Below are 11856 nucleotides of genomic sequence, written 5' to 3' on the forward strand. Positions count from 1 at the left end.
ATTGCAGCATTTTTCTAATACCTGCGTCTAAAGGACAAACGACGCAGACATACGTTCGATTAAAAGACATTGACTTTGGAAAACGAGATAGAACTGGTAAAGGGGTGTCGGGCAGGAAAGGATTCAGCCCGTAAGGAACTTTACACCCTCTATTCCAAACAGATGTTAGCGATATGTTATCGTTATACGGGCGATATGGATGCGGCGCATGATGTACTGCATGATGGTTTCATCAAGATTTTTACCAACTTCTCTTTTCGGGGAGAATCTTCACTCGGTACGTGGATTACCCGGGTGATGGTGACACAATCACTCGATTATCTTAGACGTGAGAAAAGAGTCAGTCAGTTGGTAATACATGAAGATCAGCTTCCCGATATTCCGGATATTTCGGTCTCGGGAGGAGGAGAGGGGCTCTCCGAAGAACAATTGATGGCTTTTGTTGCCGAATTGCCGGATGGTTGCCGAACCGTATTCAACCTTTATGTGTTTGAAGAGAAATCTCATAAGGAAATAGCTAAGATGCTTCACATAAAAGAGCATTCGTCTACTTCTCAGTTACATCGGGCCAAATATTTGTTAGCAAAAAGAATTAAAGAATATAGGAAGTATGAAGAAAGAAAAAGATGAAATAACCGACCTGTTCCGTACACGTCTTGCCGATACCGGGATGACTGTTCGAGAGGGATTTTGGGAAGAGCTTTCGCAGGATATTCCTATGGCTTGCCAACATCGTCGTCGGTTGTTGCTTTTCCGTGTGGCAGCTGCGGCATCCGTATTGTTGGTGTTGGCTGCGTCATCGGCTACGTTCTGGTATCTTTCCCCAAAAGATGAGATTAAAGAAGCGTTTACCCAATTGGCTGTGACACAAGGAGGAACTTTGGATGGAGATGGAATACGTGTCAATCAGTTGCCTCAGCCTGTGCAACCGGTATTGGCAAAGCCTGCACCGAACACGTATGGGATGTTCTCTCAATATGCAGATGGAGAAGATTCTGTTTCTATTACTGTATCAATGTCAATAACTTTTTCTTCGACAACTTCGGCGGGAAGTGATAATCGGATGCGAAGACGCAAGGATTATTGGCAAGCAACCAATGAACAGCCGGAGTTGGTAGCAGTGGCAGAACAAAAAAATGAAGTTGACAATCATCCGGTCCATGCGAAAGTAGATAAAAAACATAATTGGGCAATGAAAGCTCAGATAGGAACAGCCCTACCGGCAGAAAACGGAGCCTATAAAATGCCTGTATCGGCAGGAGTAACAATGGAACGGAAATTGAATAAATTCTTGGGAATAGAAACCGGATTACTCTATTCGAACCTTCGTTCTAATGAACAAACTTTGAATTATCTGGGTATTCCGGTAAAACTTAATATCACATTGGCTGATACGAAGAAGGTTGATGTGTATGCATCTGTGGGTGGAATTGCTGATAAATGCATCGCCGGAGCACCTAGTAATAGCTTTAAAGAAGAACCTATCCAACTGGCTGTGACTGCTGGTATAGGTATTAACTATAAGATTAATGATCAATTTGCACTTTTTGCCGAACCAGGTGTTTCACATCATTTCAAGACTGACTCGAAACTGGCTACGGTACGTACGAAAAGACCAACTAATTTTAATTTGCTTTGCGGGCTTCGCATGACGTATTAACTCTTATGAGAATGAAAAAAACACTTATTATGCTGTGGATGGCTGTATGCCTGATGGTATCCTTGGTGGGATGCAGCAGCGAAGAAATGGATTACAATAATCCTGATGTTACCCTTTTTGTCAAGCAACTGAAGGCTGGTACGTATAAGATGGAAAATGAAAAAGGAGTGATAGAAGTACCTCACTTCACCGAAGAAGATATTCCTGAACTGTTGAAATATGCGGAAGATTTAACCATTATTCCTTCTTTTCCGTCCGTCTATAATATGAATAATGGAAAGATCCGTTTGGGTGAGTGTATGCTTTGGGTGATAGAATATATTAGACAAGGAACACCACCGTCATTAGGATGTAAAATGGTATTAGCGAATGCTGAGAATTATGAGGCAATTTATTTCTTGACGGATGAAGAAGTGCTCGATGCCGCTGCTTGTTACAGGCGTTGGTGGGAAGGACGGAAATATCCGAGAACAGCTTGGACAATTGATCCATGCTATGATGAACCGCTTTGTGGAACGGGATACCGTTGGTGGTAACAACAAAAAGAAAGTTTTCTAAATAGAAAAATGAGCAAAAATGTCAGCGCGTTTGTTTATATCGGTAGTTATATTGCTGCTGACAGGGAAGAGCTATGCTCAATGGACTGCAGAAGATTCTTTGCGATTAAAGAAATCGTTGGAGAATGGTGAAGAATTGTATCTGAACAAAGAGGTTGTCAAGAGAATTAAGTTTGATAACAGTGCGGAGGATCCCCGTATGTCCAATGAGAAATCGTGGATGCGTTTTGATAAATCACTTCCAAGAGTTATTACTCCTTCTACGGTGGTGGAATCAGATTCATCGTATGACAGCCGACGGTTGTCCAATAGGACGCTTCCTTTTATGATGTTGGAAACCTATAAATCAGCTTATGTTCCCTTACCTTTGGATACATTGGTAGTATCGATGGGCATCCATTTACCTCCGCCCGATGGTATATCGTTAGGTAATGGAGTCAGGGTGGATGGAGGGTTGTTTTTCGGTTTAGATTTGCTGCAAGTTTTCACTAAAGATTTCTGGCAGTTCCGAAAGAAGCGGATGCGTGCTCATACTATAGACGTACTGAAGGAGTATAGTAAACATAAGTGAGAAGAATGGAGAGATTGATAAAACGTTTTGTTACAGTTATGGCACTGTCTTTAACAACTTTATTGATGTATGCACAAGAATGGACTTCGAAAGATTCTTTGCATGTGAAAAAGTTGTTGGATGGTGAGCAGGAGCTGATTTTAAATCCTGATGCAGTAAAGTCGATAGATTTCGGCAATGCGGCAGGGACTCCTCGGATATCTAAGGAGAAAAGCTGGATGCATTTCGATGAGTCTCTTCCCCAGGTTTTACCTAAACCGAAAGTTGTTCTTACATTGTCACCTTATACCGCTACTACTCCTTATGATTGGGATCCGGTTTATCAGAAAAAAATAAGAGTTACTAAGAATACCTGGCGTGGAGATCTTTTTTATGAACTTCGTCAATTGCTATATACCAAGAGTTCTAATATCTCTCTTGGTAAAGGTGGTGTATACATCAGTGGAGGAGCCATTGGAGGACTTGATTTAATGGCTATGTTTACACGAGATTTTTGGAGTAAGAAGAGACTGGAGACTCGTGACAGGACTCTGGAAGTCCTGCGCACATATGGAGATTCGACTAATGTGATGATTAATGTTCCTATTGAACAGATTGCTCGCTGAAAATGTTATTATTATAGGATATAGTAATCTATTAATTCACTACTTTTCCCGTTGGGACATTGGCAATTAGCACATAAAAAAGATATATAATTATGAACAGAATTACTTCTCTCTTTGGAATTCAATATCCTATTATTCAGGCAGGAATGGTTTGGTGTAGCGGTTGGCGGCTTGCTTCCGCTGTAAGTAATGCTGGAGGTTTGGGACTGATCGGTGCAGGATCCATGCATCCGGAAACTCTTCGTGAACATATTCAGAAGTGTCGTGCAGCAACAATTTGCCCTTTCGGTGTGAATATTCCTTTGATGTATCCTCAGATAGAGGATATCATGAACATTGTTGTGGAAGAAGGAGTAAAGATTGTTTTTACTTCCGCCGGAAATCCTAAGACATGGACCGGATGGTTGAAAGAACGAGGGGTTACTGTTGTTCATGTTGTTTCATCTTCTCGTTTTGCTGTGAAATGTGAGGAAGCGGGAGTCGATGCTGTAGTTGCAGAAGGATTCGAAGCCGGTGGGCATAACGGGAGAGAAGAAACAACAACATTTTGTTTGATTCCTGCTGTACGTAATGCAACGACATTGCCTTTAATTGCTGCCGGAGGTATTGGTACAGGTGAAGGTATGCTTGCTGCTATGGTGTTGGGAGCTGAAGGAGTGCAAATAGGAACTCGTTTCGCATTAGTGGATGAGAGTTCGGCAAGTCAGGTTTTCAAAGAATATTGTTTGAGCCTTGGAGAAGGGGATACTAAATTACTATTGAAGAAATTGGCTCCTACGCGTTTGGTAAAGAATCATTTTCGCGATGCGGTAGAGAAAGCAGAGAATGAAGGTGCTTCTGCCGAGGAACTGCGTGTTTTGTTGGGAAAAGGTCGTGCTAAAAAAGGTATCTTTGAAGGAGACTTGGAAGAAGGTGAATTGGAAATAGGACAGGTTTCTGCATTAATTTCACGTCAGCAGAATGTTGAAGAGGTAATGCGAGAATTGGTGGAGGCTTTTCAAAGAGCAGTGGGAAAAGAGTATAATTTATAAGATTAAGGTTATTGAGGATTCATATTAGTCCTATAAATAATGTCTGTTTGGAAGGAAGATTACTTGTTTTTCTCTGAAATAAAACTTATTTTTATTGTGATAGAATTATAACCGCAAGCTTCGGTTATATAACTGAAACTTTTGATTATATAATCAAAGGCTCCGGTTGTATGACCGAAGCTTTCGGTTATAGTTTGATTTAAATAAAAAACATCTTTTCATTTAAAGGAAAACAAGATTTCTCCTTATGCTAAGATGTTTTCTCTTATTTGCTAATTATAAAGCTACTAATAGCAAAAGTTGAGAGAGCTATAAGATAGTCTTTTATTATAAAGTTTTCTGGACTAAAGGCTTATTGGGCCTCCGGAAGATGTCATACCTACCCGATTCTCGTTGTTTTTGATTTCTTTGGTAACTCCTATGATCATAATGTAATATATTGAGGATTATAATGTTCGAATGTGCGAATAATCCCCTTACGTTGTTATTCGCAAGGGGATGTTTTAGAACAGGGATTGTGTCGGCTGTTTATCTTGTGTCCGATTTTTAGAAGCTAAATGCCTCCGTCAAGTATCCATATTCTCTGATCATTGTCTTGACGCAGAGCAACATAGTGCGTTTGGGACGTTCCGTCCGGTTGAGTCAATTGATAAAATACGTATACCCCTACATAGTCGTCCCTTTTTTTAGGCATACTGAACTCTGAAACCTTGCAACCATTAAATCTCTTCACAAGTTCTGTCAGGTCATAGGCTCGGAGAGCTTCTTTGGCTTGTTCGGAGTTCCCGCTAGTGATTGCTGTTAAAATTCTGCGTGCTGCATCTGTTGCTGTTTCATTTTGCAGAGTTTGTAGACGTACCCCTTCTTTCAATAGCGGTTCCTCGGCTTGTACCCATTGCGATTTGTCGATATTGGGAAGATGTAATAGATCTTCTTTACGTAATAATGTATTATACTTTATATCGGAACTGCTGAGAATCAGAACTTTTTTATCATCTTGTTCTATCCATACCTTTATTTCTCGGAGTAGACCATCGTTCTTGGTAAACACATTTTCCATTATACATTTGTGCTTTTTCAGTTTAGAATTATTGAGGAGTGAATAGAGGTTATTGTCGTACATTTCTGTATATGTCGTTATAACTATTTTGGAGTCATCTTCTGAAATTTTAATATTCCCTTTATTGTTATCAGCTATAGCCGTTTTTTGTTGTTCCAGAAGTTTCTCGGGCTGGAGTAATGAAGCGAAGTCCTCCATAAAACCTGTATTAACTGAACCACGTACTTTTGAGCCAATCTTATCCCACATATATTGTTCCCGACCATCGAACAGGATCGTTCTTCCTCCTTCTTTTTCTAATCTCCAGAAGGTAGAATCATTTTGGTGTAGCACTTTTAGACTAATCTTGATAAATTCTGCTTCGGGATCAAAGTAAGCCATATTCTCGTTTGGGAGAGTGCGTGCATTCATGTTGATGATAAAACTGCCTGCATTATGTACGTTTCTGATGGCCTGTTCGAAAATCAGTGACGGTGATGTAACAGCTTTTGCATCTGTTGAGAATAGATTACTTAATCCTGTCATTACACCTGCTACAAAGATAATTATAGCTGCTGCTATTTGCGTAAATCTTATACGTAACTGTTGGATTTTGTGTTGTTTTTTACTGTGTTTCTCTTCAATAGTAGATGATTCAATCTTTCTCTTAGGTGATGTTGATCGTATAGTCATTGGTGCATAGCGTGGGCACAACATATTTACGGTCGCCATATACTCCTCGTAATATGATTTACATTCGGAACATTCTTCCATATGGCGCATACATTCGTCTACTAATTTCGGGTCTGTATTTTTGTCACACAGTTCCACTATATTCTTCTTGAATTCTTCACATTTCATAATGTTATAAATTTTATTGTTCTTTTACTTTTCGGGACTGTTTTTCCTTCAGTCCCTTTCTTATTTTCTCAATTCCGTATTGAAAACGTGACTTAACCGATGATACAGGCATATCCAGTATTTCTGCTATTTCAGTAAAACTTTTGTCACTATGGATACGTAGTCGTATCACTTCTGCCTGTTCTTCGGGAATAGTTGCGAGTAGAGTTGATATGAGGCAAAACTCTTGTTCAAAGTCTTCGGGAATGTTTTCGCTGTAATTTGTAACTTGTTCCAACGATACAAATTGTAAACATTGCCTTCGAAGGCGATCGGTACATAAGTTTGCCAAACTTCGATACAAGTAGTTACGCATATTTGCCGGTGTCTGACCTTTATGCTCCTGTTCTCTGGTATGCAACTGTACGAAAATGTCTTGTACGGCGTCTTCAGCATCGGCAAGATTACCTATTCTGTAACAGGCATACCGTAGTAAGTGTGTCCTTTCTGCTTCTATAAGCTCTGCCAGTTCACGACTTTGTTCATCTTCGTTGTTGATGATCGATTCTTGTTTCATGTCTGATTTTTAGTTATTCTTTTTTTAAGCTTTATGACCGCGATCTATTATAATGACGCAAAAGGAGAGAAAAAGACGTAAAAGGTAAGATGTTTTTTTGATTTTAATTTCTGAGAGTATAGAATTTCCCTTCTTCGGTAATTTTATTTTTTGAAACAAATGATGTACTGGTTGTAACTAAAAGAAAAAAACTCCTCTTGCGTGTTGTTTAGCAAGAGGAGTTTTCTAAATATATTAATGAAGTGATTAAGGCTTTGTTAATTTAATAATCCAGGATTAGCATCAATTGCATCCTGAGGAATACGTAATGTATAGCGAGCGTCATTTTCACCTAAAACGTAAGTTTGGTCTTTTATTGTTTTCTCAATTTTAGGTCGGGTTGTGCGACGTAAATCGAACCAACGGTGACCCTCAAAAGCTAACTCTCGAGCACGTTCCTCTAAGATTTCTTTAATTAATGCTTCTTGACTCATTGCATCCACTGCATCTTTTTTCAGTTCATAACCTTCTGGGGTATAACGATTCTCCATTAATTTTAATAAACGCTTACGAGCTTCAGGCAATTTATTCAGACGAGCAGCTGCTTCGGCGGCATTCAGATAGATTTCACCGGTGCGGAAGGTACAATTGAATTGTCCTTTGGTAGTTTTCAATGGTGGATAATTACCGTCTTCATTTGCATCGCCATAATACTTTGTAATACGTAGATCTTTTCCTGCGTCGTATTTCTGCATAAAGGTGGATCTCAGTAAAGTGGATACCGAACTGTTATTGTTAAATATCCTTTCATAGGCAGTAATCATTTCTACAGATGAATAGTCGTTGGGGATCTTTGCATTTTCGTCATTCAAATTTTCTAAGGTAGCTTTTTGTGTCAGTACACGCTCAGAAGCATTGTAAGAATTTTCCCAATCACCCATGTACAGGCGCACACGTGACTCCATGGCATCGATTGACAACGTAGAGAAGCGATACGCATATTTCGTTTCCCATTCCTTTTGATTCATAAGACCGCGAGCTGTTTGTATGTCCGACAAGACTGCTGCATAAACCTCCTTTACTGTCTTCCGGGATGGAATTTCTTCCAGATCGAGCGTCCACTTGATAGGAATGGATTTACTTTCCGGTGCACCTGCTTTGGTATAGGGATCACCGTAAAGATTGACCAACAAAAAGTGTACGTACCCTCTCATTAAATAGGCTTCTCCTACTAGTTGGTTGATTTCTTCTTGGCTTCCTTCGGTTATTTTGTCTTTCTTATCTATGATGGCGTTGGCATAATAAATGGCATTATAATAATTGCTCCAGCCAAATGTCGTTGTGCTGGCACTTGGATTGATATCATTCCATTTTTCTATGTCTCCATAGGAGTTCTGTGAAGTCGTATTATTATTAACAATAGCCAAGTCAGTACGAAACTCGGTCAGTCCTCTGTCTGTGAATTCGAAATTGTAGGCTGTTGTAAACAAAGCCCTATATTCTGCCAATGTATTTGGAATTACTTGTCCTACTGGTTGTATGTCCAGATAACTATCACAGGAGGAGAGTATTATACTTCCTGTTAAAATGGAAGCGATTGATATATTTTTGATTAAATTCATATGTTGTCTTCTTTAAAAATTGAGACTTAGGTTGAATGTCACAGATTTAGGAACCGGAGTGGCGTATAGGTTACTCATTGATTCCGGGTCCATATAATTCTTGTAGTTGGAACTAATAATAAATAAATTCCGGGCTTCTATAGCAACGGTTGCTCCACCGATATTTAATTTATGCAACCATTCGGAAGGAATATGGTAAGCGAGACGTAAGTTCTGCAAACGCATATAGCTCAATTTCTTTACCCATATATCTAGTGACCTGTAAAGAACTTTTTGATCACTGAACAGGCGGTAATCGGCAGTATTATAGTTAGGGGTAACTAATGCAGGAAGATTACTGTTTTGATTTTCCGGTGTCCATCGATTTAGAATGTCTTTGCTTAAGTTGTGTGCCGGGTCCAAGTCTGCAATATCATAGGAAGGAGATGTACGTACATGAGCTCCTACATTATACGAGAAATTCACGTTTAGTTCCCAGTTCCGGTAATTGAATGTATTCATGAATCCTCCAGTGTAAGGTGCATCAGTTGTACCTGCATAACTATAAAACTCTCTTTGCTCTTCTTGACTGACTCCGACGTCATAGAATGTATCTCCTATAGGAGTCATCTGAAAGAGTTCTTCTGCTGTGACGGCTTTCCCATTCTTATCTTCAAAAAGAATTTGTCCTGTTTCAGGTTTAATTCCTTTGGTTTTCAATACAAAAATAGCACCTGAAGAATATCCTTCCAAACTTGGATAAGTGTCCCCCTTGTTATTCATCACCTTTAATACTTTGTTCTTGTTATAAGCAAAGTTGAAGGAGGTATACCATGAGAAGTCTCGAGTGGTAATGTTGCGTGTTTGCAGATTCACTTCTATACCTTTATTTTCCATACTTGCCCAGTTAATTGTCATTTGGTTAAAACCATTTTCTAGTGGCAGCATTTTATTACCTATTAAGTCAGTCCCTTTTCTGTAATAGTAGTCCACACTCATGTTGATTGCTTGATTCAGAACAGAGAAATCCAATCCTAGGTTGTAGGAAGACGTCTTTTCCCATCGTAGTTTACTGTTGGGGGCACTATTAATTGTGATGTTGTCTTCACTTGTTCCGGGCAGGATACTAATATTGCCATACGTTCCCAAAAGGAATGGTGATGTGTTTTTATCAATGTTCCCTTGCAAACCGTAAGAAAACCGTAGTGCTAAATTATCAATCCACTTGAACTTCTGTATGAATGGTTCGTTGGACAAACGCCATAAACCGCTTACTGAGTAGATAGGTAGGAAACGATATTTTTTATCTACTCCGAATAGATCTGAACCATCCATACGGATACTTCCCCCTAGCGTATAACGGTTCATTAAGGAATAAGACCCATTGGCGTAGAAAGACGCAAAGGCATTTTCTTTATAACTTTTAGTCTTCAATGGCCAATCCTTTGAGCTAGCCTGTGTTTCATCTTTAAAAATCAGGTTTTTGAATGTTAATGTTTTAGGGTCGTATCCATAGCCGGTAGAAGCCTGGCTATCGTACCAGTTTTTACGAATCTCAGAACCACCCATCACCTGTATTTCGTGAATATCATTGAATGTTTGCTTATACTCTCCCTGAATTTTCCAGGTAATTTGAGAGTTCACCGAATTGGTACTTTTAAGCCTACCTCCTTCAGGAATGAGATAGGTACGTTTACCATCCTTATAGTAGGTGTTGTTTTCTCGTAGATTTCGCATATTAAAAGTGTTCATTCCTACGTATTCTTCCCGGGAGAGCTGGTCCCATTGTACACCAATTTGTGAAGTTACTTTCCATTGATCATTGAAGCGCAGATCGACATTGAAGATTGAGTTAATGGCAGTCGTTATTGACTCGTTACTAGTATTTTCTCGTTCCTCAAAGATATTGAATCCTTGTTTCAGATCTGTTTCATTGTTGGAAACTACGTCATAATCGTATAAGTAATTTCCATTCTCATCATAAGGATCGAAATAAGGGTTAGCGATACGTGAATAATATATAGGGTTGATAAGACCATAAGTATCACTAACAAATGACTGGTTTTTACGTCTGTTGGCAAAAATAGATACCCCCAATTTAAGTAGTTTATTGACTTGGTAAGAGGTCTTACTAGTCAGGTTGAATCGGCTCATGCTTACTCCAGGTACATTTCCGTCTTCTTTGGTATATCCCAGCGAGTTGTAATAGGTCACTTTCTCACTACCACCTGAAATGCTTACGTTATACTCCTGTGTAAAGGCATCTCTAAACAAAATATCATTCCAGTCTGTATTGACTGTTTTTAATCGGTTAATGGCATTCTGAGCTTCAGGTGTTAGTGCGTTCCAGCCTTTCTCTTGGTAAATATCCATTAAGTTGTGTTCTTTAAGAATGGATGCTACCCCTCCTTTTTGTGTATAGGTAGGGAAAGGCATATCCCACATGTAATAGGGACCTTCCTTCATTAATTGGAGTTCTAAATCAACCTTCTCTTGGGCATTCATGAGATTTAGGCGAGAAGTATCTAAATTTGGAGTATATGTCAGCTTCGTGTTGAAATTAACTACGGGTTTACCTGATCTTCCCCGTTTCGTAGTTATTACGATAACACCGTTTGCTGCACGTGCACCATAGATGGCGGTGGCCGCAGCATCTTTCAGGATGGTAATATTTTCAATATCATTAGGGCTAAGTCCGGCAATAGAGGATTGTCCTATATTCAAGATATCATTGTCATTGTTTCCATCGATTTTAGGGATGTCCGTTCCTTCCAAAGGAATCCCATCCAATACCCACAAAGGATCTTGAGTTCCATTCAAAGAAGCAGTACCACGAATACGAATACGTGCCGGAGATCCCGGAGCACCGGAAGTGTTGGTAACTGCCACACCGGCAATTTGTCCGGCTAATGCCTGATCGATACTTTTTGCAGAGCCTAACATGGCATCTGTTACGTCTACTTTAGAAATAGCAGCAGTTAATTTGCGGCGTTCCAATTCCTGATAACCTGTAACTACCACATCTCCTAGGGTGTGTGATGACATTTGGAGTACAATGCGGTAATCGTTTTTTCCGGTTTGTAGTTTGATTACCTGCTCTTCGAATCCGATATAGCTACAATGAATATTTGTTATATTTTCGGGAACGGAAATAGAAAACTTTCCATCTAAATCAGTAATAGTACCTAAAGAGGTTTCAGAGGCACCGGCTTTTTGTAATTCGTCGGAGGGTACAAATATTGAAGCACCGATCAATGGTTGATCATCTTCACCAGATAGTACGACACCTGTGATAGTGCGATTGTTGGCGCCAGCCATTGCCAGCGCGTTTGCGAGAAAGCATATAAGTATGCACAAATGTTTTTTTTCCATTAATTGTAGATATGCTTAAGTTAA

At 39.5% G+C, this 11856-nt stretch carries 10 protein-coding genes; 6 read left to right on the forward strand and 4 right to left on the reverse strand.

Annotated elements, in window-relative coordinates:
• The first annotated feature begins 75 nt into the window (after nucleotides 1–75).
• From CZ225_RS07885 to CZ225_RS07910, 6 genes are all read left to right on the forward strand, one after another.
• Nucleotides 76–630 carry an RNA polymerase sigma factor gene (locus tag CZ225_RS07885; protein WP_077155746.1) on the forward strand — a complete coding sequence of 185 codons (555 nt, stop codon included), beginning with the start codon at nucleotides 76–78 and terminating at the stop codon, nucleotides 628–630.
• Nucleotides 611–1660: a porin family protein gene (locus CZ225_RS07890; RefSeq protein ID WP_077153672.1), complete on the forward strand. Its 1050-nt coding sequence runs from the start codon at nucleotides 611–613 to the stop codon at nucleotides 1658–1660. The genes CZ225_RS07885 and CZ225_RS07890 overlap by 20 nt, the downstream gene beginning before the upstream one ends.
• Nucleotides 1661–1671: 11 nt before the next feature.
• Nucleotides 1672–2196 carry a DUF4943 family protein gene (locus CZ225_RS07895; RefSeq protein ID WP_077153673.1) on the forward strand — a complete coding sequence of 175 codons (525 nt, stop codon included), beginning with the start codon at nucleotides 1672–1674 and terminating at the stop codon, nucleotides 2194–2196.
• A 40-nt stretch (nucleotides 2197–2236) separates the two neighbouring features.
• Entirely contained in the window at nucleotides 2237–2788 is a 552-nt protein-coding gene (locus CZ225_RS07900; RefSeq protein ID WP_077153674.1) for a DUF4858 domain-containing protein, read from the forward strand.
• 5 nt (nucleotides 2789–2793) lie between these two features.
• Complete coding sequence (locus CZ225_RS07905) at nucleotides 2794–3393, forward strand: DUF4858 domain-containing protein (protein ID WP_077153675.1); 600 nt, start codon at nucleotides 2794–2796, stop codon at nucleotides 3391–3393.
• A gap of 92 nt (nucleotides 3394–3485) precedes the next feature.
• On the forward strand, nucleotides 3486–4424 hold the full coding sequence (locus CZ225_RS07910) for an NAD(P)H-dependent flavin oxidoreductase (protein WP_077153676.1): 939 nt from the start codon (nucleotides 3486–3488) through the stop codon (nucleotides 4422–4424).
• A gap of 553 nt (nucleotides 4425–4977) precedes the next feature.
• Here CZ225_RS07910 and CZ225_RS07915 read toward each other — a convergent pair.
• From CZ225_RS07915 to CZ225_RS07930, 4 genes are all read right to left on the reverse strand, one after another.
• Entirely contained in the window at nucleotides 4978–6324 is a 1347-nt protein-coding gene (locus CZ225_RS07915) for an anti-sigma factor (protein WP_077153677.1), read from the reverse strand.
• A gap of 13 nt (nucleotides 6325–6337) precedes the next feature.
• Nucleotides 6338–6880, reverse strand: coding sequence for an RNA polymerase sigma factor (locus tag CZ225_RS07920; protein WP_077153678.1), 543 nt, complete (start codon nucleotides 6878–6880; stop codon nucleotides 6338–6340).
• A 257-nt stretch (nucleotides 6881–7137) separates the two neighbouring features.
• The gene (locus tag CZ225_RS07925) at nucleotides 7138–8481 is read right to left on the reverse strand and encodes a RagB/SusD family nutrient uptake outer membrane protein (protein ID WP_077153679.1); all 1344 of its coding nucleotides are present in this window, start codon (nucleotides 8479–8481) and stop codon (nucleotides 7138–7140) included.
• A gap of 12 nt (nucleotides 8482–8493) precedes the next feature.
• Nucleotides 8494–11832, reverse strand: coding sequence for a SusC/RagA family TonB-linked outer membrane protein (locus CZ225_RS07930; RefSeq protein ID WP_077153680.1), 3339 nt, complete (start codon nucleotides 11830–11832; stop codon nucleotides 8494–8496).
• Nucleotides 11833–11856: the final 24 nt, after the last annotated feature.

It is taken from the genome of Bacteroides bouchesdurhonensis (assembly GCF_900155865.1).
Classification (GTDB): domain Bacteria; phylum Bacteroidota; class Bacteroidia; order Bacteroidales; family Bacteroidaceae; genus Bacteroides; species Bacteroides bouchesdurhonensis.

Coding starts and splice junctions, on each gene's coding strand:
- CZ225_RS07910 (WP_077153676.1), top strand. CDS start 3,486: ATGAACAGAATTACTTCTCTCTTTGGAATTCAATATCCTATTATTCAG.
- CZ225_RS07920 (WP_077153678.1), bottom strand. CDS start 6,880: ATGAAACAAGAATCGATCATCAACAACGAAGATGAACAAAGTCGTGAA.
- CZ225_RS07900 (WP_077153674.1), top strand. CDS start 2,237: ATGTCAGCGCGTTTGTTTATATCGGTAGTTATATTGCTGCTGACAGGG.
- CZ225_RS07905 (WP_077153675.1), top strand. CDS start 2,794: ATGGAGAGATTGATAAAACGTTTTGTTACAGTTATGGCACTGTCTTTA.
- CZ225_RS07890 (WP_077153672.1), top strand. CDS start 611: ATGAAGAAAGAAAAAGATGAAATAACCGACCTGTTCCGTACACGTCTT.
- CZ225_RS07915 (WP_077153677.1), bottom strand. CDS start 6,324: ATGAAATGTGAAGAATTCAAGAAGAATATAGTGGAACTGTGTGACAAA.
- CZ225_RS07895 (WP_077153673.1), top strand. CDS start 1,672: ATGAAAAAAACACTTATTATGCTGTGGATGGCTGTATGCCTGATGGTA.
- CZ225_RS07930 (WP_077153680.1), bottom strand. CDS start 11,832: ATGGAAAAAAAACATTTGTGCATACTTATATGCTTTCTCGCAAACGCG.
- CZ225_RS07925 (WP_077153679.1), bottom strand. CDS start 8,481: ATGAATTTAATCAAAAATATATCAATCGCTTCCATTTTAACAGGAAGT.